Source organism: Nesterenkonia sandarakina (genome assembly GCF_013410215.1).
GTDB classification, from domain to species: Bacteria; Actinomycetota; Actinomycetes; order Actinomycetales; family Micrococcaceae; genus Nesterenkonia; species Nesterenkonia sandarakina.
Genome location: NZ_JACCFQ010000001.1, coordinates 633,107 through 658,880, shown reverse-complemented (window position 1 = coordinate 658,880; position 25,774 = coordinate 633,107). Strand labels below are relative to the sequence as shown.

The window sequence follows — 25,774 nt, the reverse complement described above, 5'->3', positions numbered from 1 at the left end:
ACCTTCGCGGAGGCGCTATGCGGCTGGTGTCAGGGCATGAGCTCGTAGGCCGGCAGGGTGAGGAAATCGATGTAGTCCTCATCCAGGACCAGGGAGCGCACGATCTCGGCGGCCGGCTCGAAGTACTTCGAGAACATCTCGGCGTCCCCGATCTCCGAGCGCAGGCGTTCGACCTCCTCGTCGAGCAGCCCCGAGACCAGCTGATTGGTCACAGGCACGCCGGTGTCGGCGGTGACGGTCCCATTGTTGATCTGCTGCCAGACCTGGGAGCGTGAGATCTCCGCGGTGGCAGCGTCTTCCATCAGGTTATGGATCGCCACGGCGCCGTTGCCGGAGAGCCAGATGGCGGTGTAGTAGACGGCCACGTACAGGTTCATCCGCACGCCGGCCTCGGTGACGTCACCCTCCGCCGCGGCGACGTCGAGCAGGTCTGCCGCGGAGACCGACACGTCTTCGCGCTGCCGGTGCAGCTGGTTCGGCTGCTCCTGCAGCACGGCGGTGAACTCCTCGCTGCAGAGCTCGACCAGATCCGGATGAGCCACCCAGGAGCCGTCGAACCCGTCGGCGGCTTCGCGGGACTTGTCATCCCGGACCTTCTCGATGGCCTTGGCCGTGACCTCGGGTTCGCGCCGGTTCGGGATGAACGCCGCCATCCCGCCCATGGCGAATGCTCCGCGCTTGTGACAGGTCTGCACCAGCAATTCGGTGTAGGCCCGCATGAAGGGCTGGGTCATGGAGACCTGCGCCCGGTCGGGCAGGACGAACTTCTCGCCCGCGGCGCGGAAGTACTTGATCAAGGAGAACAGGTAGTCCCAGCGTCCGGCGTTGAGCCCGGAGGCGTGATCGCGCAGCTCATAGAGGATCTCCTCCATGTGGAACGCCGCGGGCAGCGTCTCGATCAGGACGGTGGCGCGGACCGTGCCATGGGGGATCCCGAGCTTCTCCTCCGCGAAGCTGAAGACCTCATCCCAGAGCCGCGCCTCCCTATAGTGCTCAAGCTTCGGAAGATAGTAGAAGGGGCCCCGGCCCTGTGCGGTGAGCGTCTTCGCGTTGTGGAAGAAGTGCAGCCCGAAGTCGACCAGCGCACCGATCATCGGAGTTCCGTCCAGCTTCAGGTGCTTCTCCGGCAGGTGCCAGCCGCGCGGGCGCACCACGACGGTGGGCGCCTGGACGTCGTCGCGGAGCCGATACTGCTTGCCCTCAGCAGAGGTGAACTCCAAGGTCCCGGAGGCGGCACCGGCAAGATTGCGCTGGGCGTCGATCACGTTGAACCAGTTCGGGGCCAGCGCATCTTCCAAGCAGGCCAGCCAGACCTTCGCGCCGGAGTTCAGCGCGTTGATCGCCATCTTCGCCGGAGCGGCCGGGCCGGTGATCTCCACGCGGCGATCCTGCAGCGCGGCGGGGTGCTCGGCGACCGTCCAGTCCGAGTCTCGCACCTGCGCGGTCTCGGCGGGGAAGTCCACGGTCCCGGTGCTCGCCGCCTGCGCCTGCGCGGCGCGCCGGTCCTCGAGCAGCTCGTTGCGGGTGTCCGCGAACCTGGTGTGCAGCTCCTGCAGGAATGCCAGGGCCTCATCGGTGAGGATCTCCTCGGTGCCGGGAACCTCATAGGGGGCGTGGATGGTGATGCTCATGCGCTGCTCCTTTGCAGAGATGACGACGACGCGGATGCTCTCGCTTGCTCCATTCCTATGGCATAGAGTTCGCATCATGGAAGCCAATGTCCGCAATGCGGACTCACAGCGCGTACAGGTGGTGGAGCGCGCCTTCGCGCTGCTCGAGGTGCTCGCCGGTCTGGGCGGGTCCGCCACGGCCGGGGAGCTCAAGGCCGCCACCGGGCTCGCCGGGCCCACCGTGCACCGGCTGCTGCACACCCTGATGGGTGTGGGGGTGGTGCACCAGCTCAGCGACCGGCGCTATGCGCTCGGTGCGAATCTGGTGCCGCTGGGGGAGTCTGCCACCCGCCAGCTGGGCGGCCCCGCCGTGCCCCAGATGCAGGCCCTGGTGGCCGAGCTGGGCGAGAGCGTGAACCTGGCGGCCATGGAGTCCGAGATGATCGTCTACATCGGGCAGGTCCCCTCGCCGCACTCGATGCGGATGTTCACCGAGGTGGGACGACGAGCACACCTGCACTCCACCGGGGTGGGCAAGGCGCTGCTGGCCGGAATGGACCCGGTGCGGGTGCGGGAGATCCTCGGCGCCACCGGGATGCCCTCGTTGACCGAGAAGACGCTGACCCGGCCGCAGGCGCTGCTGGACCAGCTGCCCCGGATCGCTGCCCAGGGCTATGCCCTCGATGACGAGGAGCAGGAGATGGGGGTGCGCTGCCTCGCCGTCGTGGTGCCGCACGGTCCCTCGCCGATGGGGCTCTCGGTCTCGGGCCCCACCGGCCGGATGCATGACGGGTTCGTCCGACATGCGGTGCCGCTGATGCGCCGCACCGCAGTGGAGATCGGCCGCCGGATGAGCCGGCTCAGCCCTCGCCGCGGTTGAGCCGGTTCATCTGATCGATCACTTCCCCGGGAGGATCGATCATCAGGGTTGCCTCGTCGCGCAGGCCCTTGAGCTCCTCGTCGATGAAGGAGGGCAGCGCCTGTTCCAGACTGATGTCCCGGTGCTCCCGCTCGGAGAGCCGCCAGCGGTGGTCGATGAGCTGGTGCATGATCTCCGCAGGTTCCAGCTTATTGCGCAGCTCCTTGGGGATCTGCGCGATCAGCGGCTGGAAGACCTGCTGGGTCCACATATGGGCGGCGACCGCCTCGTCGCCGTGCGGGTCGGACTCGGCCCGGTAGGCGTCGATCGCACCGAGCAGCCGCCGCGCCTGGTTCTCCTGCACGTCGAGTCCGGTGAGATTCATCAGGCGTCGCTGGTGGTGACCCGGGTCGACCACCTTGGGGCGCAGCAGCAGCTTGGAGTCCTCCCGCACGGTGCGGATGTCATATTCCTCCACGTCGAAGCCGAGCTCGTTGAGCCGCCGGATCCGTTCCTCGATCAGCCACCGCTGGTCCGGGTTGAACGCAGTGTCACCGGTGAGCTCCTGCCAGAGACCGCGGTAGGCGTCGATGAACTGGTGCGAGGTCGCGATCGGGTCCACCTCCTCGTCCACCATGCCGCCCTCCATCAGGTCCATCAGCTCCCCGGCGATGTTGACCTGGGCGACGTCGAGGTCATACTCCCGCTGACCGGTGGAGAGCTTCGGATGGATCTCGCCGGTCTCGGCGTCCACGAGGTAGGCGGCGAAGGCGCCGGCGTCGCGCCGGAAGAGCGTATTGGACAGCGAGACGTCGCCCCAGTAGAAGCCGATCAGGTGCAGCTCCACCATCAGCAGCGCCTGGGCGTGGATCAGCCGCAGCAGCGTCTCCTTGCGCATCATCTGATTGAACACCGCGCGATAGGGCAGGGAGAAGCGCAGATGCCGGGTGACCAGGGCGGGGGAGAGCTCCTCACCCTCCGGGGTGGTGCGCCCGGTGACCTCGGCCACCGGCTTCACGCAGGGCGCGCCCAGCTTGCCCAGCTGGCGCAGCATCCGGTACTCATGCCGCGCGGCACGCTCCGAGGTCTCCTTGACCGCGATCACCGAGCCGCCCAGATAGGCGAAGCGCACGATGTGCCGAGAGATGCCGCGCGGAAGTGCGGCGATGACCTCTTCGGGCCAGTCCTCCAGCGGAAGCTGCCAGGGCAGATCCAGCAGCTCCTGGGGAATGGTGCCTGAGGCGGTGAGGCCGAGTCCGGGCAGGGTGGTCATGGGCGGTCCTTAGCGGGTCGGTCGGGCTTCCGAGTCGGTGCTGCGCCGCTGCACGATCAGGCGCAGCACGCCGGCGAGGTCCTTCGGCTCGGCGATCCGGTGACCGGCGGCGGTCTCACCCTCGCCGACCTTGATGCCGAGGTCCTCTCCCTCGAGGACCGCGAAGCCATGTTCATCGGTGACATCGTCCCCGGCGAAGAGCACCGCGTCCGCGCCGGTGTGCTGGCGCAGCTCGGTGATCCCCTCGCCCTTGGTCGCCAGCACGACCACGGATTCCAGGACCTTCTTGCCGTTCTTCAGGTACGCGCCGTCGACCAGGGACAGCGCGGCCCGTCCGTGTTCGAGCACTTGCTCGCCGAGCTGATCCCCGTCGACGTTGCGCACGTGCAGCGCCGCCCCGGCCGGCTTGTGCTCCACCCAGGCGCCTTCGGCATCCGCGGCGACCTCTTCGAGGGTGGAGATGATCTGTCCACGGGCCAGCGTCTCGTTGGTGCTCAGCTCCAGGCCGGGCGCGTCCTCGCCGAGATCCTTCTCCGCGCCGTGCGAGCCGATCAGCAGCACCCCCGCGGGTGGCTGCGCAAGCTCACGCAGGGACTCCAGGGAGCGCCCGGAGACATAGGCCACGTCCACCCCGTCCAGCTCTGCCAGGGCCGCGATGGCCTCGGCGTTCGCCGGGACCGGGCGGGCATCGGCGGCGTTGGAGACCAGCTCGGCCACACAGCCGTCGAAGTCCAGGGCGATCAGGATCCGCGGGTGATCGGCGAAGCGCTCTACAGCGCCGCGCAGCGTACGGTCCGTGTCCACGGAGGCCTCCATGTTCATCCCTTCACGCTCACGACGCCGGTCAGCTCGCCCAAGCGGTCCAGGAAGTCGGTGGCCCAGCGGCGGACATCGTGATGGACCACCTGTCGGCGCAGGTTCTCCATCCGAGCGCTGGCGTCCTCACTGTCCATGGTGGTCGCGCGCAGGATCGCGGCCTTGAGCTCGTCGACGTCATGCGGGTTGATCAGCAGCGCCTGGCGCAGCTGATCGGCGGCGCCGGTGAACTCGGAGAGCACCAGGACGCCGTCGTCCCCGCGCCGGGCCGCCACGTACTCCTTGGCGACCAGGTTCATCCCGTCACGCAGCGCAGTGACCAGCATGACATCGGCCGCCATGTAGAGCGCCACCATCTCCTCGATCGGGTAGGAGTGGTGCAAGTACCGGATGGCCGGGTGGGAGAGCGTGTCGAACTCGCCGCTGATCCGGCCCACCGTCTGCTCGATCTCTTCCTTGAGCAGCCGGTAGCTCTCCACGCCTTCCCGGGAAGGACTCGCCACCTGGACCATGCAGACCTGGCCCACGGTCAGCGAGCCGTTCTGCAGCAGCTCCTCATAGGCCTTCATCCGGTGCCGGATGCCCTTGGTGTAGTCCAACCGGTCCACCCCGAGCAGCACGGTCTCCGGGTTGCCCAGCTCCTCACGGATCTCCTGGGAGCGGGCGATGATGTCCTCCCGCTTGGCCAGCGCCGTGATGGTGGCGGTATCGATGGAGATCGGGAACTCCTTGGCCTCCACCAGGCGCGCGACGCCGGCCGGGGGCGCGCTGTTGACCCGGACCGCGGTGCCGCGGTCGGCGTCGGCGTTGAAGCCGGCCAGCGGGGAGCCGTGATCCGGGGCGTTGGTCTGCAGCGGCACGTGGATCATCTCGTCCTCCACGTAATAGCCCATCCGGTTGTGCACCGCACGGCGGAAGTTCGAGGCGTCAGAGGCACGCTGGAAGCCGATCAGGTCCGCTCCGAGCAGCCCGCGCAGCACCGAGTGCCGCCAGGGCAGCTGCGCGAAGAGGCCCGGGGGAGGGAACGGGATGTGGTTGAAGAAGCCGATGGTCAGGTCCGGACGCAGATCTCGCAGCATCGCGGGCACCAGCTGCAGCTGGTAGTCCTGGACCCAGACGGTGGCCTTGGGCGCGGCGACCTGCGCGGTGTGCTCAGCGAAGCGCTGGTTCACCCGGCGGTAGGCCTCGAACCAGTGGCGGTGAAAATCTGGCCGGGCGATGACATCGTGATAGAGCGGCCACAGCGTGCCGTTGGAGAATCCCTCGTAATAGTCCTCGATGTCCTCGCTGCTCAGCGGGACCGGGACCAGGTGCATGTCGCCGTGGTCGAAGGGCTCGAGCACGTCGTCGGCGGCGCCGTGCCAGCCGACCCAGGCGCCCTCGGAGCTTTCCATCAGAGGCGCCAGCGCGGTGACCAGACCGCCGGGGGAACGCTCCCAGCCGGTGGTTCCATCCTCGTTCGTGACGTGGTTGACGGCCAGACGGTTGGCCACCACCACGAAGTCATAGCCGTTGCCGTTCTCGTTGCTCTCTGGCACGTGAGACACCTTCCGTGGATAGCTGCAGACACCCCCTGGCGACAGCGATGCCGTCGTCATGAGCCTATACCCTGGCATCCGCCCCGAGGCTGACCCTGTATCTTGAGCACTGCCGGATTCAGATCCCGGCGTCATCTCGACCCCAGCCACACCCCGATCATCGTCCTGGGCACCAGGACAGAGATGATCCAGATAGTCACCGGAGAACACCATGGCTCGCAGCACAGAATCCCCGCGCAGCGGCAACGCGCGTGAACAGGCCCGCAAGATCCAGCAGGAGCAGGAGCGCAAGCAGAAGCTCGGCTCCGTGCTGCTGCGAGTGGGCGTGGTGGTGGTGGCGCTCGCCGTCGTCGTGGGCCTGACCCTCTTCGTGCTCAACCGTGACGACTCCGGTGCCGCGCCCAGCGAGGGTCCGGCGCCGGCAGCGGCCAACGAGCAGGGCGGCTTCGTGCTGAGCTCCTCCACCGAGCTGGCCGAGGGTGATGACCTGGGCCAGATCGACGCCTCCGAGGTCGCAGACCCCGAGTCCGAGCTGCCGCCCGGGGTGGCCGAGCGCGAGACCGGAGAGGCTCCGCACATCATCATCTACACCGACGCCTACTGCATCCACTGCGCGAACTTCGAGGCTGAGCACTCCGCGCAGATGCAGGAATGGCTCGACGAGGGTCTGGTGACCGCGGAGTACCGGTCGGTGTCCTACCTCTCCTCCTCCACGAACTACTCCGCACGTGCGGCCAACGCCTTCGCCTGCATGGCCGAGGAGTCCCCGGAGAACTACAGCGAGTACCTCGGGCAGGTCACCGCGAACCGGGTGAACAACGACGAGATGTCCAACGATCAGCTCACCCAGCTCGCCAGCGAGACCTTCAACGCGGACATCGGCGAGTGCATCGAGGACGGCACCTACCGGGCGTTCGCGAGCTACACCACCCGCCACGCGCAGGCCGCGGGCATCGAGGGCACCCCGAGCGTCTACGTGGACGAGGTCTCCTGGGCCGACTCCGAGCGCCCCTTCCGGGAACTCGTCGAAGAGCACATCGAGGAATACCAGTCGGAGAGCTGACGTTGACGAACTGATACCATCGGTGACTGGCGCCCCGCCTGGCGGGGCGCCTCGCCTCCTTAGCTCAGCTGGTAGAGCAGCTGTCTTGTAAACAGCAGGTCGTCGGTTCGAACCCGGCAGGGGGCTCCGAAAACCCCAGAGTGGTGTCACCCCAGCGGTGAACCGCTCTGGGGTTCTTTAGTGTTCTATGGAGGATCTGTGCCCGCTTCACCCCACAACGACCGCTCGCAGGTGAAGACGCCCGACGGCGGCCGACTGCCCTCGGCAGACAAGCTCACCATCGGCGCGCTGCTGGTCTCCACCTTCGTGATGATCCTCAACGAGACTCTGATGAACGTGGCGCTGCAGCCGCTGATGGAGGAGTTCCAGGTCAGCGAGCCGACCATCCAGTGGCTCACCACCGCGTTCATGCTCACCCTGGCCACGGTGATCCCGATCACCGGCTTCCTGATGCAGCGCTACAGCCTGCGCGCGGTGTTCACCGCCGCCATGGGCCTGTTCATCGCCGGCACGGCCCTGGCCGCCGCGGCCCCCGGCTTCGAGGTCCTGCTGGCAGGTCGCGTGGTCCAGGCCAGCGGCACCGCCATCATGCTGCCGCTGATGATGACCACTGTGCTGACCCTGGTGCCGCTGCACCGCCGGGGCGTGGTCATGGGCAACATCTCGATCGTGATCTCGGTGGCTCCGGCCACCGGGCCGGCGCTCTCGGGTCTGATCCTGCACCTGGCCGATTGGCGCTGGCTGTTCCTGATGATCCTGCCGATCGCGGTGATCGCGCTGTTCCTGGGCCGTCCCCGGCTGAACAAGGACCCCGGCACCGCCGGGAAGCGACTCTCCATCCCCTCGCTGCTGCTGGCGGTCCCCGGCTTCGGCGGCGTGGTCTACGGCATCAGCCAGATCGGCGGCGGGCACGGCACCCAGGAGGTCTCCGCGGACGCGGCCCCCGGCGTGGACCCGGTGGCCATCGCCGTCCTCGTGGCAGGTGTGCTGTGCCTGATCGGCTTCGGACTGCTGCAGGTGAAGCTGCAGAAGACCGACTCCGCGCTGTTGAACCTGAAGCCCTTCGCGTACACGATGTACACCCGCGCTCTGGCCATGATGCTGCTGATGATGATCGCGCTCTTCGGAGCGCTGATCCTGCTGCCGCTGTTCCTGCAGACCATCCGAGGCCTGGACACGCTGCAGACCGGGCTGATCCTGCTGCCTGGCGGGCTGCTGATGGCGCTGATGGCGCCCTTCGTCGGCCGCCTCTACGACCGGGTGGGACCCAAGCCGCTGGTCATCCCGGGCGCCTCGATCCTGATCGTGGCACTGTTCTGCATGAGCCTGCTCTCGCCGACCACTCCGGTGCCGCTGGTGCTGGGCCTGCACCTGCTGCTCTCCTCTGGCCTGGCGCTGCTATTCACCCCGGCCTTCACCACGGCGCTGAACCCGCTGCCCAAGGCGCTGTACTCTCACGGCACCGCGGCGCTGAACACGCTGCAGCAGCTGGCCGCCGCGATCGGCACCGCCGCCCTGGTGGCCGCCGTCGGCCTGGGCACCGCCGCCGCGGTGAACTCCGGGATGAACCCGGACGACGCCGCCGTGGAGGGCTTCCGCGTGGCGTTCCGCCTCGCTGCGGGGCTGAGCATCGGCACCCTGATCCTGGCCACCACGCTGCGCGCCACCCCCGCGGTCGAGGCGACGAGCGATGAGGTCGCGGATTCTGAGATTGCAGACCCTGAGGTCACGGATTCTGAAGTTGCAGATCCTGAGGTCACGGATTCCGTGGTCGCAGATCCCAAGCTCACGGGCGCCGCTGCCGACACCGACATCGAGGACCGCGCACAGGCAGGACCCAGCCCCCGAGGCTGATGCCTCAGCCCCGGGGCTAAGGCCTCACCCGGCGCCGGTCACCCGGCGCGGGTCCCGCGGCCAGGGTGCCACGGCACCAGCCGGGCCGCGCCGTGGGAGATCGGCCCGCCGCAGCGCCCGCAGGAATAGTGCGGGCGCTGTGACGTTGTGGGGAGAGAACCGTCGGGAAGACCCATCCCGGCGGGCCTGAACTCGAGAAGGCACCCTGACCCGAAGGAGCACCCCATGGCTGAATCTCAGCGCGTCGTCATCGTCGGCGGCCACGGCAAGATCGCACTCCTGGCAGCACCGAAGCTCACCGCCGCCGGTTTCAGCGTCGAGTCCCTGATCCGAGATCCCGATCAGGCCCAGGACATCACCGAAGCCGGAGCCACCCCACGGGTCCTGGACATCGAGTCCGCCGACACCGCCGAACTGACCGAGGCGTTCACCGGCGCGCACGCCGTGGTCTTCGCCGCCGGGGCTGGGGGAGGCAACCCCGCCCGCACCAAGGCCGTGGACCACGAGGCCGCGGTGCGCAGCATGGATGCCGCCGCCGAGGCAGGCGTGTCGCGCTACGTGATGGTCTCCTACGCGCGCAGCGAGACCGACATCAACACGGTGGACCCCAACAGCTCGTTCTACCCCTACGCGCTGGCCAAGCACCAGGCGGACAACCATCTGCGCAGCACCTCCCTGGACTACACCATCCTGGGCCCGGGTGCGCTGACCCTGGAGCCTGCCAGCGGGAAGATCACCGTGCTCGACCCGGCCACCGCCGGGGAGACCATGTCCAGCGAGGAGACCTCAACGGACACCTCGCGGGAGAACGTCGCGGAGGTCATCACCGAGACCCTGCGCAGCGGCGCCGCGGTGCGCGCCACTGTGAACTTCCTCGATGGCAAGACCCCGATCCCGGAGGCACTGGCATCGGTTTCGTCTTGAGTCTGAACAGGTGATAACCTTCTGAGGCACGTGAACGCGGGATTCCGCGCTCAGGTGCCTCAGGATCTGTAGCTCAGTTGGTTAGAGCGCTCGCCTCACACGCGAGAGGTCGATGGTTCGAGTCCATTCAGATCCACTCTCTTGGCCTGTGATCCAGGCACCACCACTCACACACCCCGCAAGGCCCCGGCATCTGCCAGGGTCCTTTTGTGGTTCAGTTGCCTGCGAGGAGGGTTCGTGGCACCCGAGTACGTTGACCGGCATCCCACGGGAGACTACGTCGCCGAAGCGATCGACCCGCTGCGCACCGAGCCCACCGACGATGTCACGCACATCCCCGTGGTGCACTCCACCCAGGAAGTGCTGGAGGAAGCCACCCCCACCGGGTTCGTACAGACGCTGCGCAGCTCCTTCGCCTCCTCCTGGCACGCCTCCGCAGAGGCCGAGGCCGCGCTGGAATGGGAGGAGTACGACGCCGAGGCGGTGGCCCGCGCCGCAGAACAGGACGAGAACGACGCGGCCCGCCACGAATACGTCGCGGATCCCAGCTTCGAGCAGTCCTACACCACCGCCCCCGGCGCGAGCGAGCCCACGGACCACTACGCCTTTCCTGCCACCGGGGACTGGCATCAGACCGATCCGCTGGGTCCGCAGATCCCGACCGGACCGCAGGAGACCACGACCTCCTGGACGCAGCGGACCGAGCAGCCCGCCTCACCGACCTCCTCGGGTCTGATCAGCCTGCCGCACAGCGCCCCCGGGGCTCGGCTGCGGCAGTCACCGCTGAGCCACTCCCCACGCCGGGGAACCGCGCTTCGTCCCACCTGGCTCAAGGCCAAGCTGAGCGGCTCGGCTCGGCGCGACCCCGACTTCGACCCCAGCGTCTTCGATCGCAGGCCGCGCTCGCCCCAGGTGCTGCGCCGGATCATGCAGGCCGAGCGCGCGGCCACCGGCACCGTGCCGATCCTGGACCGGCTCGCCGGGACGCCCTTCGAGAACCCCTACCAGGCCGAGGCGCACGTCGAGACCGATGAGCTGGCCACGATCGCCTTCGTGCTGGACCTCGGGGAGGCGCTCTTCCGCTACGGGGCCGGTGCGCTGGAGGTCGAGACCTCGATCATCGCTGTCACCGCCGCCTTCGGGATGAAGAACACCGACGCAGACATCACCAACCAGTCGATCAGCCTGAACTGGGCCCCGGACGGGAAGATCCCGTACTCCCGGGTGCGAGTGGTGCGGTCCTGGTCGAACAACTTCCGGGCGCTGGCCTCGGTGCATCAGCTGGTCACCGACATCATCTCCGGCCGGCTCACCCGCGGCGACGCGGAGGACCGGCTGCGGGAGATCACTCGCGAGCCCAAGCCGTATCCACGCTGGATGGTCACCATCTGCGGTGCGATCTTCGCAAGCTTCTTCGCCGCATTCCTCGGAGCCCCGCTGCTGGACGCCTCGATGGGCTTCTTCGCCACGATCCTGGTGCTCTGGACCACCCGGCAGCTCGCCACCTGGCGGGTGCCGGAGTACTTCGGACTGGCGGCCGGAGGGTTCATGGCGACCTCGTTCGCCATGGGGGCCTTCGCGATGGACATGCCGATCCGCCCGTCCATGGTGGTCGCCGGCGGGCTGATGATCCTGCTGCCCTCAGCCCGGATCGTCTCAGCCATCCAGGACGGGATCAACGGGTTCCCGATCACCGCTGCCGGTCGTCTGATGTCCTCGATGATCGCCTTCGCCGGGATGACTTCCGGCATCATGGCCGCGGTGGTGATCGCCAATATGCTCGGCGCCCCGGAGATCGAGGTGGCGGTGGGCCTGACCCGGCTCTACCACCCGGCGGTCCTGGTGGCACTGGTGTTCCTGGCGGCCGTGGCGGCCGCCGTGGTCGAACAGGCGAGCTGGCGGATGCTGCTGCCGATCGGCGCGGTCTCGGCGCTGGGCTTCTGCGCCTACTACGCCGCCGAGGTCATCGGCCTGGGCGAACGCATCACCCCGGTCTTCGGAGCCGTGGTGGTGGGGGCGCTGGGACGGGTCCTGGCGCTGCGCATGGGCTCGCCGCAGCTGGTGGTCGCGGTCCCCGCGATGATGTTCATGCTGCCCGGGCTGATGGTGTTCCGCGGGATGTATCAGATCGCCATGGACGCCTCCACCGTGGGCATGATGGGCGGACTGACCGAGCTGTTCAACGCGCTGATCATCATCATGGCGATCGCCGCCGGGATCGTGCTCGGAGATGTGCTGATGCGCCCGTTCACCGCAGGGCTGCAGTCCCACGAACGCTCCCGCACCCGACGTCGCTGAGGACTTCTCCGAAGCCGCGAGCCTCAGGGCCCGGCGTGCCCGGCCTGCCCGGCCTGCTCGGCCTGCTCGGCGGGATTCAGCCGCCAGTCCACGGGCTCCCCACCGAGTCGGCTGAGCGCCTCGTTGGCCTGTGAGAACGGGCGCGAGCCGAAGAACCCGCGCCGAGCCGAGAGCGGTGAGGGGTGCGGGCTGGTGAGCACCGCGGTGTGCTCGCCCCGATCCAGCAGCGGCGCCAGCTTCCGGGCGTCGGCCCCCCACAGGATCGAGACCAGCGGGGTTCCGCGGTCCACCAGGGCGCTCAGCGCGGCCTCGGTGATCTGCTCCCATCCGATGCCCCGGTGCGAGGCCGGTGCGCCGGCCGTGACCGTGAGCACCCGGTTGAGCAGCAGCACGCCCTGCGTGGTCCAGTCGCTGAGATCTCCATGCGGGCTCCGCGGGATCCCCAGATCAGACTCCAGCTCGGTGAAGATGTTGCTCAAGCTGCGCGGCAGCGGGCGCACCTCCGGGTCCACCGCGAAGGACATCCCGATGGCATGGCCCGGTGTCGGGTAGGGGTCCTGCCCGAGGATCAGCACCTTCACCGCCTCGAACGGCTGGCGGAACCCGCGCAGCACCAGCTCCGGGGCGGGGAGCACCTGCTCCCCGGCGTCGCGGCGGCGGGTCAGCTCATCCCGGACATTCTGGAAGTGAGCGGATTCCCCGGCCAGGGCGCGCTGCCAGCCGGATTCCAGCGGAGCGATCAGTTCAGTCTGTGATGTCATCTCCACCACCATAGACAGCGTGCTCCCAGGAACACACCGCCGGGTTCATCTGCACCGATATTCCGGCAATGCTCGTCGGCCCGCCGTAAGATGACGGTGAGATGATCACCGAACCGGAGAAGAAGATGCTCGACCTGGAGCGCCAGTGGTGGAAGTACGCCGGCGCGAAGGACGAGGCCATCAGTGACGCGCTGCAGATGTCAGCCGTGGCGTACTACCAGGCGCTGAATCGACTGATCGACACAGAGGCGGCACTCGCCCACGACCCGATGCTGGTCAAACGCCTGCGTCGGCAGCGCGACGCCCGGCACCGGGCCCGCGCGACCCGCCGCTGACCCGGTCGGGCCCCGCAGCGCCGAGCATCGACCACGCACCTTTGAGGACAGGACCTATGAGCCAGCACCCGCACGACGAGTTCGACGACGTCCCGCCCTACCAGGCAGGAGAGGCCGGCAAGCACCGGGCGCCGGGGGCCTCCGGGACCGGGGGCGCCGGTGGCAGCGGGCTGCGCTGGATCGGGCTGCTGGCAGGGTTCGTGCTGCTGGTCGGGGCGTTCGCCTATTTCATCGTGCCGATGCTCTCAGACTCCGACGCCGACACCACGGCGGAGGAGCAGGACGCCGCGGTGACCGAGGAGGACGCGGCGGAAGACGGCGCCGCCGAGGAAGGTGAGACGGCGGAAGCTGAGGAGCCCGCAGGGCCGCAGCCGGCCAGTGACACCGAGACCCCGGTCCAGGTCGCGAACTACCAGGGCGTCGAAGGCGGGGAGACGGCGATGAGCGCCGAGCTCGAGGAGCTCGACTACAACGTGGTCTGGAACGGCAGCTGGAACTTCGAAGAGCGCGCCGAAACCCCGGCCGTGGTCTACCCCGCCGGTTCAGGGGAGGCCGAGCAGGCGCTCGCCGAGGAGCTCGCCGAGAGCTTCGGGGCGGAGACCGTGGAGTCCCATGACCAGGCCAGCTACGTCACGCTGATCATCGGGGACGAATACCAGGGCTGATTCCGCTCAGCTCTGAACCTGGGACTGCGCCGCCGCAACGCTGACGCCCGTGCCTTCGGGCCTGCGGTGCGGCGCAAAGGCGGAGACTCCGGTGAGTTCCCGGCCGACGATCAGCAGGTTGATGCCCTGGGACCCCTCGTAGGTGTAGATCGCCTCGATGTCTCCGGCGATCTTGGCGGCCTCGTGGTCACTCAGGATGCCGTTGCCGCCGAAGATCTCCCGCGCGGCGGCGGCCGAGTCCCGCGCCAGTCGAGTCAGCGTCGCCTTGCCCAGGGATGCGTGCATCATGGTCAGTCCACGCTCGGCCTGCAGCCTGGTCAGTTCGGCCATGAAGGAGGTGGAGACCGCCAGGTTCCCGGCCACCTTGCCCAGCGCAGCCTGGATGAGCTGGAAGGATGCCAGCGGAACTCCGAACTGATCGCGCCGCGATGCATAGTCTCGCGCGATGTCCAGCAGGGCCTGCTGGGCGCCGACCGCCTGCCATCCCACCCAGGCTCGGGAGCTGCGCAGTCCGGTGTTCGTGGCGGCGAACGAGGTCGCTCCTGGCAGCAGTGCGTCCTGCGGCACGGTGACATCGAGTTCGATGTCCGCGTTGGGCATGATGCGCAGCCCGGTCTTATGGGTGATCTCTCGAGCCTGATACCCGGCACTCGAGGTGGGGACGAGAAATCCCTTGACCTGCCCATCGGCGGTGTCTCGAGCCCAGACCAGGGCGACGTCGGCCGCCGTGCCCATCCCGATCCAGCGTTTGGCTCCCTGGATGCGCCACTGCCCGCCGCGCAGCGTCGCCGAGGTGGCCAGTCCTCCGGCCACGTCGGAGCCATGGTCGGGTTCGGTGAGGCAGAACGCGCCGAAGGTGCGCAGCCGGCGCAGATCCGGAAGCCACTCCTCGCGCTGACGCTGGGATCCCAGGGCATGGATCATGCCCACGATGAGCTCGTTGTGGATCCCGATCACCGCCGAGATCGAGACATCGGCGCGCGCCAGTGCGGCGTGGACGAGTCCGCGCAGCAGCGGCGAGGAGCCGTCCAGGTGCAGCTGCCCCAGTCCGATGTCTCCCAGTCCGGAGAGCATGTCGAGCGGAAGGCGAGCCTCATTCCAGGCCTCGAGGGACTGGTGCCGAACGGTGCGCTGGGCGTGATCCTCGATGAAGCGCAGCCGCTCACGTTCTTCGGGGCTGAGGTGGCGGGCCAGCTGCATCAGGTCCGGATCCTCGGAGATGGAGGCAGTGGCACCGTGGGTGTCCTGAGTGGTCATCGGAGTCTCCTTCTCAGCCGGTCGTCCCGGGCCTCTCTGGCGAAGACGGCATGTCGATGCACGTGAAACAGCATCTTTACCGACTATATGACTTCCAAGTATATTCGAAAGTGACCTGCATCACGCATTTCGCGAGGGAGACCACCATGACAGTGACCGAAGAGTTCCGCGCGGCCCGGGATCAGCTCGTGAGCGCTCAGCAGGACTGGGAGCGCGCCCGCCGGGACTTCGTCTGGCCCCGCTTCAGTCACTTCAACTTCGGCTTCGACTGGTTCGACCAGGTCGCCAAGCGTCCCGAACGCTCCGGTCAGGACGCATTGGTGATCGTGGAGGAGGACGGATCCCGGCTCACCCGCACCTTTGCCGAGCTTCGGGATGACTCCAATCGGGTGGCGAACTGGCTGAGAAGCATCGGGGTCCGTCGGGGTGACCGGATCCTCCTGATCCTGGGCAACCAGGTCGAGCTGTGGGAGACGATGCTCGCGGCGATCAAGCTCGGCGCGGTGCTGGTCCCCACCACGACACAGATGGGCCCACGCGATCTGCAGGACCGGGTCGAGCGGGCCGAGGCGAGCTGGGTGGTCGGGGACTCCGCGACGCTGAAGAAGTTCACGCAGGTCCAGGGGGACTACGCGCTGATCCACGTGCCCGGGGTGTATGCCGACCGGGAGGCAGCGGTCGTGCCGCAGGTGTCGGAGCGCACCGTGAACTCCTACTGCGATGCCTACGCCGCATCAGCGGAGCTCGAGCAGGTCGTGCTGACCTCAGCCGAGGAGACGATGCTGCTCTACTTCACCTCCGGCACGACGTCGAAGCCGAAGCTGGTCGAGCACACCCATACCTCCTATCCGGTGGGCCACCTCTCCACGCTGTACTGGATCGGACTCGAGCCCGGCGATGTGCATCTGAACGTCTCCTCACCGGGCTGGGCCAAACATGCCTGGTCGAACTTCTTCGCACCGTGGATCGCGGAGGCCACGATCTTCTTGTACAACTTCAGCAGGTTCGACGCCGAAGCCCTGATGCATGCGATGGACGACGCCGGGGTGAGCAGCTTCTGCGCTCCGCCCACGGTCTGGCGGATGCTCATCAAGGCGGACCTCGCACAGCTGCAAACACCGCCACGGGTCACCGTCTCCGCCGGCGAGCCGCTGAACCCGGAGGTCATCGAACAGGTTCAGCGGGCCTGGGGGAGGACCATCCGGGATGGCTTCGGGCAGACCGAGTCCTCGCTGCAGATCGCGAACACCCCGGGACGGCCGGTGAAGTTCGGCGCGATGGGCCTCCCGCTGCCGGGATTCGACGTCGTCCTGATCGACCCGGTCACCGGCGCGCAGGCGGATGAGGGGGAGATCTGCCTGGCTCTGGACCCGCGCCCGGTGGGTCTGATGAAGGGGTACTACGGCGACGCCGAGAAGAACGCGGAGGTCTTCCGCGAGGGGCTTTACCACACCGGAGACATCGCCTCACGGGACAGCAGCGGCGTGATCACCTATGTGGGACGAGCCGATGACGTCTTCAAGTCCAGCGACTATAAGGTCTCACCCTTCGAGCTGGAGTCGGTGCTCATCGAGCATCCGGCGGTGGTGGAGGCAGCGATCGTGCCGGCCCCGGACGAGCTGCGGCTCTCCGTTCCCAAGGCATATGTGACGCTGGCCTCCGGGTGGGAGCCCAATGAGGCGACCGCGGCGGAGATCCTCCAGTTCACGCTGGGCAGGCTGGCGCCCTACCAGCGGATCAGGCGGATCGAGTTCTCCGAGCTGCCCAAGACGATCTCGGGGAAGATCCGGCGGGTCCAGCTGCGCCAGTCCGAGGCGCAGCGAGCCGAGGCAGGTGCGAGCCCAGCAGGATTCGGTGTGGAGTACCGAGATGTCGATCTGGGGCTGAAGCGCCCGTGAGACGGTCCGGTTCGGTGAGGAGACGGTCCGACGGCGCTGCCTCGGCTCCCCCGGCAGGTCCGAGCCTGCGCGGATTCCCCGATAAACTCCGGTGCATCCGCACACTTGTCTGACCGAGCACGGAAGAGGAGACGCCCCACATGCAGCCCCCGCTTGCGAAGGACCCCATCGCTGAGATCCAGAAGAACTGGGAGCGGCAGGGATGGACGTCCGCGGCTGCCCCGGCGGCGGCGGTGACCGCCATCATGCGGACCCAGCAGATCCTCCTGGGGCGAGCACGGGACATCCTGAAACCGTTCAAGCTGACCTTCGCCCGTTATGAGGTGCTCGCACTGCTGGGATTCTCCCGGGAGGAGCGGCTGCCGATGAACAAGGCCAGCCAGCTGCTGCAGGTCCATCCGACATCGATCACCAACGCCGTGGACCGGTTGGAGTCAGCAGGCCTGGTGCGCCGGGAGCCGCATGACTCCGACCGGCGCGCGATGCTCCTGGTCCTCACCCCGGAGGGCAAACAAGTGGCCGAACAGGCGACCCGGGCGCTGAATGAGCAGCTCTTCGAGCACACCGGGTTCGAAGAACAGGAGATCGATCAACTGAACACCATCCTGGCGAAGTTCCGCCAGCGAGCGGGGGACTTCCCCTCCTGAGCCGCTGCTCAGCGATGCCTCCACCGCGGTTCCCGCTTCTCGCGGAACGCGCGCATGCCCTCGGACTGATCCTCCAGGGAGAACAGCGAATGGAACATCCGCCGCTCGAAGCTCAGGCCCTGATGCAGCGAGGAGTCGAAGGCCGCGCCCACAGCCTCCTTCGCCATCTGCGCCGCGGGTTTGGACTTCGAGGCGATCAGCTCGGCGACCCTGGTGGCCTCGGTGAGCGTGTCGGCATCGGCCACGACTCGTGAGACCAGGCCGATGCGCTCGGCCTCCTCGGCGTGGATGCGTCGCCCGGTGAGGATCATGTCCATCGCCTTGGCCTTGCCCACCGATCGGGTGAGGCGCTGCGAGCCCCCCATCCCGGGAATGACGCCGAGGTTGATCTCGGGCTGACCGAAGCTCGCGCCTTCTCCGGCCACGATCACATCGGCCATCATCGCCAGCTCGCAGCCGCCGCCCAGGGCGTAGCCGTTGACCGCGGCCACGATCGGGGTGCGCAGCCGGGTGAGGTCGTCCCAGCGGCGGAACCAGTCGGCGGCGTACATCCCGGGGTGGTCCTGCTCCGCCATCTCGGTGATATCGGCTCCGGCCGCGAACACCTTCTCCGAGCCGGTGATCAGGATCGCACCGATCTCGGTGCTGGCGTCGAACTCGCCGGCGGCACGCACCACCTCCTCCATCAGCACGGTGTTCAGGGCGTTCAGTGATTCCGGCCGGTTCAGCGTGATCCGGCCCACCCGCGCCTCGGCGGAGACCAGGATCGTGGAATAGTCGGTCATGCCTCAGGCTCCTGGGTGTGTGGAGTTGTCTCGGATGGTGTTGATGATGCCGGAGAAGTCCTGCCGTGCCCCGGGGCCCTGCGCGAACTCGGCGAAGATGGCGGCGGCGAGTCGACCCAGCTGGGCGTCCACTCCCTGATCCTGAAGCGCGTTGTTCGCGAGGGTGAGGTCCTTGGCCATCAGCGCGCCGGCGAAGCCTGGGGCGAAGTCTCGGTTGGCCGGGGAGCTCGGCACGGGTCCAGGGACCGGGCAGTTGGTGGTCAGCGCCCAGCACTGACCCGAGGCGTTGGAGACCACGTCGTAGAGCGCCTGGTGGTCCAGTCCCAGCCGTTCGCCCAGGACGAAGGCCTCTCCCACGGCGATCTGGCTGATGCCCAAGATCATGTTGTTGCACAGCTTGGCCGCCTGGCCCAGGCCGCTGCCGCCGCAGTGGACCACGCGGGCGCCCATGATCTCCAGCAGTGGGCGGATCTCTTCGAAGACCTCGACTCGGCCCCCGGCCATGAACGCCAGGCTTCCGGCCTCCGCACCCACCACGCCCCCGGACACCGGGGCATCGGCGGCCCGGAATCCGGCGCGCTCGGCCAGCTCTGCGGCCTGCTGCGCCTCGGAGATGTTGATCGTCGAACAGTCCAGGAAGATCGTCCCGGGCCTGGCTGCCGAGAGCAGTCCCGGTGAATCCCGGTAGGCCGAGAGCACGTGCTGGCCAGACGGGAGCATGGTGAGCACCACCTCGGCGGAGGCGACGGCCTCGAGCGGGTCGGTGACGGTCTCGACGCCCTTGGCCCGGGCGGTCTCCAGGGCCTCGGCGCTGAGGTCGAAGCCGGAGACCGGCACGCCCGCCTGGGCGAGATTGGCAGCCATGGGCCCGCCCATGTTGCCGAGTCCGATGAACGCCACCCTCGGGTGCGAGGGTGTCTCGCTGCTGGTGCTGCTCAAGGACGTTCCTCCTGAATCCGTCGCCATGGTTCAGCTCCCTTCAGGCATGGTGAAGCTGGCGCCCTCTTTGGTGCCCGAGGGCCAGCGTGTGCTCACCGTCTTGGTCTTGGAGTAGAACTTCAGCCCGTCGACGCCGTGCTGATTGAGGTCGCCGAATCCTGAGGCCTTCCACCCGCCGAAGGTGTAGTAGGCGATCGGCACCGGGATCGGCAGATTCACCCCGACCATCCCCACCTCCACTCGGGAAGCGAAGTCTCGCGCGGTGTCCCCGTCGCGGGTGAAGATCGCGACGCCGTTGCCGAACTGGTGTTCGGTGGGCAGCCGGAGCGCCTCCTCGTAGTCCCGGGCCCGCGCGATGCACAGCACCGGACCGAAGATCTCCTCCTGGTAGATCCGCATCACCGGCGTGACGTGGTCGAAGAGGGTGGCCCCGATCCAGTACCCGTCGGGGTGGCCCTCGACGACGACGCCGCGCCCATCCACCACCAGCTCGGCACCTTCCTCGACGCCGAGCCCGATGTAGCCCTCGATCCGGGACTTGGCGTCCGCGCCGACCACCGGACCGAAATCGCTGGAGGGATCCAGCGAGGGTCCCACCACCAGCTTCTCGATGCGCTCCAGGAGTTTGGCCCGCAATGCCTCGGCGGTGGCCTCACCCACCGGGACGGCCACGGAGATCGCCATGCACCGCTCACCGGCGGAGCCATAACCGGCGCCGATCAGGGCATCGGCGGCCTGGTCGAGGTCCGCGTCGGGCATGATCACCATGTGGTTCTTCGCCCCGCCGAAGCACTGGGCGCGTTTCCCCGCGGCCGCGGCGGCGGTGTAGATGGCCTGGGCGATCGGAGTCGAACCCACGAAGCCGATGGCCTTGACCCGGAGGTCCTCGATGAGCGCGTCCACCGCTTCCTTGTCCCCGTTGACCACGTTCAGCGTGCCCGGCGGCATGCCGGCCTCAAGCGCGAGCTCGGCCAGGCGCAGCGGCACGGAGGGATTGCGCTCGGAGGGCTTGAGCACGAAGGTGTTGCCCGCGGCCAGGGCGGTCCCGGCCTTCCAGAGCGGAATCATGGCGGGGAAGTTGAAGGGGGTGATGCCGGCGACCACGCCCAAGGGCTGGCGCAGGCTGTGGACATCCATCCCGGCGGCGGCATCGTGGGAGAACTCGCCCTTGAGCAGGTGCGGGGCTCCGGCGCCGAACTCCACCACCTCCACGCCGCGCTGGATGTCACCTTTGGCATCCTCGAAGGTCTTGCCGTGTTCATTGGAGAGCGTCTCCGCGAGCTCATCGCGATGCGTATTGATCGCCTCCGCCCACTTCAGCAGGATGCGCCCGCGCCGCTGCGGGTTCATGCCCGACCAGGCACCGAAGGCCTCCTGAGCGGATTCGATGGCGTGTGCCACCTCCGCGGAGTTCGCGAGGGGGACCCGTGCGGTGAGCTCGCCCCGGACCGGGTTGAAGATCTCTCGGCTCCTGCCAGAGGCGCCCTGCACGTGCTTGCCATGGATGAAGTGGGTCAGCTCTGTCATGGACGAACTCCTTCGCGTTGAGATCGGCCGCAGGGCGCCTGTGCCGGAGCTGATCCACTCGGCGGCACCTGTGATGCAGCTCTCACTGTGTTAGCGTAGGCTCGAGTTATTGGATGTGCAACTATCGCGCGTGCGACCGGTATCTGAACCGTCGCGGCCGGCTCGACGGAAGGAACAGGGAGACCAGCATGGAGCTGTCGGGAGCCAGTGCGGTTGTCAGTGGAGGCGCCTCAGGCCTCGGTCATGCCACCGCCCAGGCCCTGATAGGGGCCGGCGCGCAGGTGGTGGTGGTGGACCTGCCCGACGCGGAGGGCAGCACCGAGCGCGCCGAGGCCGTCGCCTCGCTCGGTGAGCGCGCCGCCTTCTGCGCCGGCGACATCACCGACCCTGCCACCTCCCGCGACGCCGTGGAGATGGCAGTCGTCCGGGGACCGCTGCGGGTGGCCGTGAGCTGCGCCGGGGTCGCCACCCCGGGAAAGCTGCTCGGTCGGGATGGCCCGCTCTCGGCGGAGCAGTTCATGGGAGTGCTTGGCATCAACGTCGGTGGCACGGTGAATCTGATGAGCCAGGCTGCCGATGCGATGCAGCACAACGATCCCACCGAGGGTGAGCGCGGGGTGCTGATCAACACCGCCTCAGTGGCGGCTTTCGAAGGTCAGATCGGTCAGATCGCCTATGCCGCCTCCAAGGGTGCGGTGGCCTCGCTGACGCTGCCCGCCGCCCGCGAGCTCGCCCGTCACGCCGTCCGGGTGATGACCATCGCCCCGGGGCTCTTTGAGACCCCGATGATGGCGGGACTGCCCGAGGAGGCCAGGGAATCGCTGCGGGCCAAGACGCTGCACCCGGCCCGACTCGGTGAGCCGACGGACTACGCCCGGCTGGTGATGCATATCGTGGGCAACCCGATGCTCAACGGCGAGACCATCCGGCTCGACGGGGCGATCCGACTGGAGCCCAGGTAGCCGAGGCGCTCGCGGTCCCCGACCGGACCGCAGACCGGGCTGGTCCGGAGACCTGCCGGACCAGAGGCCTGCCGGACCAGACCCGAGGCCTCAGTCGCTCCACCCGGTGTAGGAATCCGCAAAGTATGCCTGCCCGTACACCGAGCCGGTGATCGCCTCGAACTCGCCTCGGCGGCGCTGATGGGTGAACGGGTTCTCCTCGGGCTGGCGGTGCAGCAGGTTCGTCGCCCAATAGGAGAAGTTCTGCGCCTTCCACACCCGGTCCAGGGCGGTGCGCGAGTAGCGGCGCAGCGCCTCCGGAGTCTCGACCGCTGCTCCAGGCTCCTTTGATTCAGGCCCTTCGGACCCCTTGGCGGGATCTGCGGTGCGGTTCTCGCGCAGCTCGGTGATGAACTCCTCCACGCGCGGGACAAGGGCTCGCACATCCGCGAAGGCCAGATTCAACCCCTTGGCCCCGGTGGGCGGCACGGTGTGCCCGGCGTCGCCGGCGAGGACCAGCCGGCCGTGGCTCAGCGGGTCACAGACGTAGGACCGGAAGGGCAGCACGGTCTTCTCGATGATAGGTCCGCGCTTGAGCTGCACGCCGCCTTCGGTGCCCAGCACCGCTTGGATGTGGTCGAAGATCGCGTCCTCGGACCAGCTCTGGACATCGGTGTCCGGGTCGCACTGGAAGTACATCCGCTGGACGGTCTCGTTGCGCTGGGAGATCAGCGCGAAGCCGAGCTCGGAGTTCGCATAGATCAGCTCCGGCGCGGTGGGTGGGGCCTCGCAGAGGATGCCGAACCAGGCGAAGGGATAGGAGATGAAGTGATCGGTGCGCACCGCCTCGGGAATCAGCTTGCGGCACATCGACCTGGACCCGTCGGTGCCGATGATCAGATCGGCCTCGATGCTGCGCTGCGCAGCGTGCGCGTCCGTGAAGCTGATCCGCGGGGAGGCGGTCTCGACCCCGTGGACCTCGGTGTCCGTGACGGCCCAGTGGATCTCCCCGCCCTCGCGCTCCCAGGCGTTGGCCAGGTCGAAGAACACCTCGTTCTGTGGGTACAGCCAGACCGAGCGGCCGACCAGTGCCTGGAAGTCGATGCGGTGCGCTTCCCCGTCGAAGCTGAGCACGGTGCCCTCGTGCTCATGGCCTGCCGTGAGCACCCGCGATCCGACCTCCGCGTCCACCAGCATGTCCACGGTGGCGGCCTCCAGGATCCCCGCGCGCTGGGTGTGGTGGATGGTGTCCTTGGTGCGGGTCTCGATCACCGCGGCGGAGATGCCCCGGCGCTTCAGCAGCAGCGCGGTCATCAGCCCTGCCGGGCCGCCGCCCACGATGCCCACGTCGACTCGGGTGGTGTGCTCGGTCATGTCTCTCCCTCTCGAAGCAGCCTCCGGTCCTCCGGGTGGCCAGCCACGTCTGTCTCTGTGCCTCAGTCTGCGCACCCGGTGTGTGTGGCGCCACAGTCATCTCATTGAATGCGAGGATGCAGCGAGTTGGCTTCAGCTTCTGCCGCTGATCTCGCGCTGGATGCCCCGGGCGGCGATCTGGAGCATCTGCACCCAGGGTGCGGGGCGGCGAGCGACGTCGTCGTCGTCGGTGACCACGCCCAGGGCCGCCACCACCGAGCGGCCGCGCTGCCGGATCGGGACCGCGACCCCGGTCACCTCGCGCTCGATCACTCCGGTCTGTGCGCAGTAGCCCTGCTGGCGCACCTGTTCCAGCCGGTCTTCGGAGATGATCTGTCCTCCGGCGGCGTCCTGGTGCTGGGTGCGGTAGAAGGTGCGGAACTCCGAGGGCGCATGAGCAAGCAGCACCAGCCCGGTGGCAGAGACATGCAGCGGCAGCCGGCCGGCCACCCCGCCATGGATGCTTGGGGCCTCCCGGGCCGAGAGCCGATCCACGAAGAGCACCTCGCGACCCTCGATGACCCCGAGCTGCACGTGCTGGCCCATCACGGCGTGGACATCGGTGAGGTAGGGGCGGGCTCGCACGGCGAGCTTCATCGTCGGCGCTGAGCGGTTGGTCATCTCCCAGAGTCGGGTCCCCACCATGTACCCCGCCGGCAGCGACTCCAGCCAGCCCAGCTCCGCCATGTCCCGGCAGAGCCGGTGTGCGGTGGCCGGGGGAAGTCCCGTGCGACGAGCGATCTCTGCGGCGCTGAGCAGGCTCTCCGCGGCAGAGAAGGTGGAGAGCACCCGGTCCAGCCGGGTCAGCACCGAGTCACCGGTGGGGGAGTTCGCCATGGCTCACATGCTAGCTTCCGGTGTCGGGCGGGGTCCCCGGTGCCGTGCGGTGCCCACGGCTCAGTCCCGGGCCGCGACCGGATCAGCGCGCAGCTCGCTCGCTGTGCGCTGGTGCAGCGAGATTCGCAGCACCACGACCGCAGCCATGGCCACGATGATTCCGGCGCCGATGTAGAGCGCCGTGGGGGTGGCTCCGAGGTCCAGCAGTGCACCGACGGCGATCGGGGCGATGATCGCGCCGGTGCGCCCGACGCCGAGGGCGACACCCACCCCGGTGGAGCGCAGCCGGGGCGCGTAGGTCATCGGAGCGATCGTGTAGATCCCGGAGATGCAGCCGTTGATGATCATGCCCAGCAGCACTCCGGCCACCAGCGCCGCGGGCAGCCAGGCGGTGGCGCTGATGAAGACGATGAACATCGCGCCAGAGCAGATGGCGAAGACCGCCTGGACCCGGCGGACGTCCCAGCGGGAGGCGAACACGCCGAAGAGCACCGCGCCGATGGTGCCTCCGATCATCAGCATGATCCCGCCCATGATGCCCTCGTCGGTGGAGAAGCCCACTTCAGTGAGCAGCTGCGGGGTCCAGGTGTTGGCGAAGTAGAAGCCGAACATCACGATGAAGAACATCGCCCACAGCAGCAGCGTGCGACTCCGATTCTCCGGGCTGAACAAGGCTGCATAGGAGTTCTTCGAGCGGTCCGGGGTCCCCGTGTCGCTGGGATCCTCGCGCTCCAGCGTCACCGGGCCGGTGATGCCCATCCGCGCGGCGATCTCCTCGGCGCGGCGCTGTTCGGAGCCGTCGCCGCTCGCCTGCGGCCCGCTGGCGCGCGCGCCGAGGAAGTCCAGGGACTCCGGCATCTTGAGCCAGACGAAGATCACGGCCAGCACGGTCACCGCGCCACCGAGCAGGAAGACCGCCTGCCAGCCGAAGTTCCCGATGAGTGGGATCGCGGCCAGTCCGCCCAGGGTGGCGCCCACCGGGTAGCCGGCGGCATAGATGCTCATGCACAGGCCGCGGTACTTGGCGTTGGAATACTCCGAGACCAGCACGGTGCCGGAGGTCAGGATCCCACCCACGCCGAGCCCGGTGATGACTCGCCAGGCCATCAGCTCCGGCATCGAGGATGCGGTGGCGGAGAGGAAGAGCCCAGCGGCGTTGATGATCATCGCGATCACCAGCATCCGGCGCCGTCCGAAGCGGTCTGCGAAGGGTCCCACCCAGATCGCGCCCAGGGCCATGCCGATCAGCCCTCCGCTGAGCAGCAGGCCGAGTTCGGTGCCGGTGAGGCCCAGGTCGGCAGAGACCGGGTTGGCGGTGAACGCCATGGCCTGCACGTCATAGCCGTCCAGTCCCATCAGGGCAGTGGCCAGCGCCACGACGAACCATTGGTAGCGGCTCATCGGGCGGGAGTCGATCGATTCCCGGAGGCTGGTCTGGGTCATGAGGATCTCCTTGGACGGTGGTGACGTGCCGTGGCTCAGGTCACAGAACTCACCGGACGTTAGCCCTTCGTGACCCGAGACACAATTGCGC

The 25,774-nt window shown here is 68.1% G+C and carries 22 protein-coding genes and 2 tRNA genes; 12 read left to right on the top strand and 12 right to left on the bottom strand.

The window, feature by feature from the left end:
• Positions 1-29 precede the first annotated feature (29 nt).
• Positions 30-1,631, bottom strand: a complete 1,602-nt coding sequence (gene aceB / locus HNR11_RS03110) for a malate synthase A (protein ID WP_179441092.1) — start codon at positions 1,629-1,631, stop codon at positions 30-32.
• 76 nt (positions 1,632-1,707) lie between these two features.
• On the opposite strand from aceB, the gene HNR11_RS03105 reads away from it, so the two are divergent.
• Positions 1,708-2,490 carry an IclR family transcriptional regulator gene (locus HNR11_RS03105; protein ID WP_058887662.1) on the top strand — a complete coding sequence of 261 codons (783 nt, stop codon included), beginning with the start codon at positions 1,708-1,710 and terminating at the stop codon, positions 2,488-2,490.
• On the opposite strand, the gene HNR11_RS03100 is transcribed toward HNR11_RS03105, so the two are convergent.
• The 3 genes from HNR11_RS03100 to HNR11_RS03090 are packed head-to-tail and all read right to left on the bottom strand — an operon-like array spanning position 2,471 to position 6,156.
• Positions 2,471-3,742 carry a DUF4032 domain-containing protein gene (locus tag HNR11_RS03100; protein ID WP_179441091.1) on the bottom strand — a complete coding sequence of 424 codons (1,272 nt, stop codon included), beginning with the start codon at positions 3,740-3,742 and terminating at the stop codon, positions 2,471-2,473. The two genes, HNR11_RS03105 and HNR11_RS03100, sit on opposite strands and share 20 nt — an antisense overlap.
• Positions 3,743-3,751: 9 nt before the next feature.
• Positions 3,752-4,564 (bottom strand): trehalose-phosphatase, encoded by an 813-nt coding sequence (gene otsB, locus HNR11_RS03095; protein ID WP_179441090.1) that lies wholly within the window; start codon positions 4,562-4,564, stop codon positions 3,752-3,754.
• On the bottom strand, positions 4,561-6,156 hold the full coding sequence (locus tag HNR11_RS03090; RefSeq protein WP_179441089.1) for an alpha,alpha-trehalose-phosphate synthase (UDP-forming): 1,596 nt from the start codon (positions 6,154-6,156) through the stop codon (positions 4,561-4,563). Before HNR11_RS03090 ends, otsB begins: the two co-directional genes overlap by 4 nt.
• Positions 6,157-6,307: 151 nt before the next feature.
• Here HNR11_RS03090 and HNR11_RS03085 point away from each other — a divergent pair, with 151 nt between their 5' ends.
• The 6 genes from HNR11_RS03085 to HNR11_RS03060 all read left to right on the top strand — a co-directional run bounded on the left by HNR11_RS03085 (position 6,308) and on the right by HNR11_RS03060 (position 12,235).
• The gene (locus HNR11_RS03085; RefSeq protein ID WP_179441088.1) at positions 6,308-7,159 is read left to right on the top strand and encodes a DsbA family protein; all 852 of its coding nucleotides are present in this window, start codon (positions 6,308-6,310) and stop codon (positions 7,157-7,159) included.
• Between the two features lie 53 nt (positions 7,160-7,212).
• Positions 7,213-7,285: transfer RNA gene (locus HNR11_RS03080), tRNA-Thr, on the top strand.
• A gap of 72 nt (positions 7,286-7,357) precedes the next feature.
• Positions 7,358-9,013: an MDR family MFS transporter gene (locus HNR11_RS03075; RefSeq protein ID WP_343050569.1), complete on the top strand. Its 1,656-nt coding sequence runs from the start codon at positions 7,358-7,360 to the stop codon at positions 9,011-9,013.
• Positions 9,014-9,238: 225 nt separating this feature from the next.
• Entirely contained in the window at positions 9,239-9,937 is a 699-nt protein-coding gene (locus HNR11_RS03070) for an NAD(P)H-binding protein (RefSeq protein ID WP_179441086.1), read from the top strand.
• Between the two features lie 62 nt (positions 9,938-9,999).
• A tRNA-Val gene (locus HNR11_RS03065) sits at positions 10,000-10,073 on the top strand.
• Positions 10,074-10,174: 101 nt separating this feature from the next.
• On the top strand, positions 10,175-12,235 hold the full coding sequence (locus tag HNR11_RS03060) for a threonine/serine exporter family protein (RefSeq protein ID WP_179441085.1): 2,061 nt from the start codon (positions 10,175-10,177) through the stop codon (positions 12,233-12,235).
• A 23-nt stretch (positions 12,236-12,258) separates the two neighbouring features.
• Here the strand turns inward: HNR11_RS03060 and HNR11_RS03055 are convergent, their stop codons facing one another.
• Positions 12,259-12,996: a uracil-DNA glycosylase gene (locus HNR11_RS03055; RefSeq protein WP_179441084.1), complete on the bottom strand. Its 738-nt coding sequence runs from the start codon at positions 12,994-12,996 to the stop codon at positions 12,259-12,261.
• A 101-nt stretch (positions 12,997-13,097) separates the two neighbouring features.
• Between HNR11_RS03055 and HNR11_RS03050 the strand changes: the two genes are divergently transcribed.
• Positions 13,098-13,331, top strand: a complete 234-nt coding sequence (locus tag HNR11_RS03050; RefSeq protein ID WP_179441083.1) for a DUF3263 domain-containing protein — start codon at positions 13,098-13,100, stop codon at positions 13,329-13,331.
• Between the two features lie 56 nt (positions 13,332-13,387).
• Positions 13,388-13,996 (top strand): LytR C-terminal domain-containing protein, encoded by a 609-nt coding sequence (locus HNR11_RS03045; protein WP_179441082.1) that lies wholly within the window; start codon positions 13,388-13,390, stop codon positions 13,994-13,996.
• 6 nt (positions 13,997-14,002) lie between these two features.
• Here HNR11_RS03045 and HNR11_RS03040 read toward each other — a convergent pair whose 3' ends face one another.
• Complete coding sequence (locus HNR11_RS03040; RefSeq protein ID WP_179441081.1) at positions 14,003-15,253, bottom strand: acyl-CoA dehydrogenase family protein; 1,251 nt, start codon at positions 15,251-15,253, stop codon at positions 14,003-14,005.
• 146 nt (positions 15,254-15,399) lie between these two features.
• On the opposite strand from HNR11_RS03040, the gene HNR11_RS03035 reads away from it, so the two are divergent.
• A complete protein-coding gene (locus HNR11_RS03035) occupies positions 15,400-17,151 on the top strand; it encodes an AMP-binding protein (RefSeq protein ID WP_179441080.1) in 1,752 nt (583 codons plus the stop codon).
• Positions 17,152-17,291: 140 nt separating this feature from the next.
• Positions 17,292-17,798 carry a MarR family winged helix-turn-helix transcriptional regulator gene (locus HNR11_RS03030; RefSeq protein WP_179441079.1) on the top strand — a complete coding sequence of 169 codons (507 nt, stop codon included), beginning with the start codon at positions 17,292-17,294 and terminating at the stop codon, positions 17,796-17,798.
• A gap of 8 nt (positions 17,799-17,806) precedes the next feature.
• On the opposite strand, the gene HNR11_RS03025 is transcribed toward HNR11_RS03030, so the two are convergent.
• The 3 genes from HNR11_RS03025 to HNR11_RS03015 are packed head-to-tail and all read right to left on the bottom strand — an operon-like array spanning position 17,807 to position 21,049.
• Complete coding sequence (locus HNR11_RS03025) at positions 17,807-18,583, bottom strand: enoyl-CoA hydratase-related protein (protein WP_179441078.1); 777 nt, start codon at positions 18,581-18,583, stop codon at positions 17,807-17,809.
• 3 nt (positions 18,584-18,586) lie between these two features.
• On the bottom strand, positions 18,587-19,522 hold the full coding sequence (mmsB, locus tag HNR11_RS03020; protein ID WP_281366228.1) for a 3-hydroxyisobutyrate dehydrogenase: 936 nt from the start codon (positions 19,520-19,522) through the stop codon (positions 18,587-18,589).
• A gap of 30 nt (positions 19,523-19,552) precedes the next feature.
• Positions 19,553-21,049 carry a CoA-acylating methylmalonate-semialdehyde dehydrogenase gene (locus HNR11_RS03015; RefSeq protein ID WP_179441076.1) on the bottom strand — a complete coding sequence of 499 codons (1,497 nt, stop codon included), beginning with the start codon at positions 21,047-21,049 and terminating at the stop codon, positions 19,553-19,555.
• Between the two features lie 188 nt (positions 21,050-21,237).
• Here HNR11_RS03015 and HNR11_RS03010 point away from each other — a divergent pair, with 188 nt between their 5' ends.
• Positions 21,238-22,011, top strand: a complete 774-nt coding sequence (locus tag HNR11_RS03010; RefSeq protein ID WP_179441075.1) for an SDR family NAD(P)-dependent oxidoreductase — start codon at positions 21,238-21,240, stop codon at positions 22,009-22,011.
• 90 nt (positions 22,012-22,101) lie between these two features.
• Here the strand turns inward: HNR11_RS03010 and HNR11_RS03005 are convergent, their stop codons facing one another.
• The 3 genes from HNR11_RS03005 to HNR11_RS02995 form a co-directional block, all read right to left on the bottom strand.
• A complete protein-coding gene (locus HNR11_RS03005; protein WP_179441074.1) occupies positions 22,102-23,364 on the bottom strand; it encodes a 4-hydroxybenzoate 3-monooxygenase in 1,263 nt (420 codons plus the stop codon).
• A 132-nt stretch (positions 23,365-23,496) separates the two neighbouring features.
• Positions 23,497-24,240, bottom strand: coding sequence for an IclR family transcriptional regulator (locus tag HNR11_RS03000; protein WP_179441073.1), 744 nt, complete (start codon positions 24,238-24,240; stop codon positions 23,497-23,499).
• A 60-nt stretch (positions 24,241-24,300) separates the two neighbouring features.
• Positions 24,301-25,683: an MFS transporter gene (locus HNR11_RS02995; RefSeq protein WP_179441072.1), complete on the bottom strand. Its 1,383-nt coding sequence runs from the start codon at positions 25,681-25,683 to the stop codon at positions 24,301-24,303.
• Between the last annotated feature and the right edge of the window lie 91 nt (positions 25,684-25,774).

Excerpts from the sequence above, each read along its gene's own strand:
- aceB (WP_179441092.1), bottom strand. The coding sequence starts at position 1,631 with ATGAGCATCACCATCCACGCCCCCTATGAGGTTCCCGGCACCGAGGAG.
- HNR11_RS03105 (WP_058887662.1), top strand. The coding sequence starts at position 1,708 with ATGGAAGCCAATGTCCGCAATGCGGACTCACAGCGCGTACAGGTGGTG.
- HNR11_RS03100 (WP_179441091.1), bottom strand. The coding sequence starts at position 3,742 with ATGACCACCCTGCCCGGACTCGGCCTCACCGCCTCAGGCACCATTCCC.
- otsB (WP_179441090.1), bottom strand. The coding sequence starts at position 4,564 with ATGAACATGGAGGCCTCCGTGGACACGGACCGTACGCTGCGCGGCGCT.
- HNR11_RS03090 (WP_179441089.1), bottom strand. The coding sequence starts at position 6,156 with ATGACGACGGCATCGCTGTCGCCAGGGGGTGTCTGCAGCTATCCACGG.
- HNR11_RS03085 (WP_179441088.1), top strand. The coding sequence starts at position 6,308 with ATGGCTCGCAGCACAGAATCCCCGCGCAGCGGCAACGCGCGTGAACAG.
- HNR11_RS03070 (WP_179441086.1), top strand. The coding sequence starts at position 9,239 with ATGGCTGAATCTCAGCGCGTCGTCATCGTCGGCGGCCACGGCAAGATC.
- HNR11_RS03055 (WP_179441084.1), bottom strand. The coding sequence starts at position 12,996 with ATGACATCACAGACTGAACTGATCGCTCCGCTGGAATCCGGCTGGCAG.
- HNR11_RS03050 (WP_179441083.1), top strand. The coding sequence starts at position 13,098 with ATGATCACCGAACCGGAGAAGAAGATGCTCGACCTGGAGCGCCAGTGG.
- HNR11_RS03045 (WP_179441082.1), top strand. The coding sequence starts at position 13,388 with ATGAGCCAGCACCCGCACGACGAGTTCGACGACGTCCCGCCCTACCAG.
- HNR11_RS03040 (WP_179441081.1), bottom strand. The coding sequence starts at position 15,253 with ATGACCACTCAGGACACCCACGGTGCCACTGCCTCCATCTCCGAGGAT.
- HNR11_RS03035 (WP_179441080.1), top strand. The coding sequence starts at position 15,400 with ATGACAGTGACCGAAGAGTTCCGCGCGGCCCGGGATCAGCTCGTGAGC.
- HNR11_RS03030 (WP_179441079.1), top strand. The coding sequence starts at position 17,292 with ATGCAGCCCCCGCTTGCGAAGGACCCCATCGCTGAGATCCAGAAGAAC.
- HNR11_RS03025 (WP_179441078.1), bottom strand. The coding sequence starts at position 18,583 with ATGACCGACTATTCCACGATCCTGGTCTCCGCCGAGGCGCGGGTGGGC.
- HNR11_RS03015 (WP_179441076.1), bottom strand. The coding sequence starts at position 21,049 with ATGACAGAGCTGACCCACTTCATCCATGGCAAGCACGTGCAGGGCGCC.
- HNR11_RS03010 (WP_179441075.1), top strand. The coding sequence starts at position 21,238 with ATGGAGCTGTCGGGAGCCAGTGCGGTTGTCAGTGGAGGCGCCTCAGGC.
- HNR11_RS03005 (WP_179441074.1), bottom strand. The coding sequence starts at position 23,364 with ATGACCGAGCACACCACCCGAGTCGACGTGGGCATCGTGGGCGGCGGC.
- HNR11_RS03000 (WP_179441073.1), bottom strand. The coding sequence starts at position 24,240 with ATGGCGAACTCCCCCACCGGTGACTCGGTGCTGACCCGGCTGGACCGG.
- HNR11_RS02995 (WP_179441072.1), bottom strand. The coding sequence starts at position 25,683 with ATGACCCAGACCAGCCTCCGGGAATCGATCGACTCCCGCCCGATGAGC.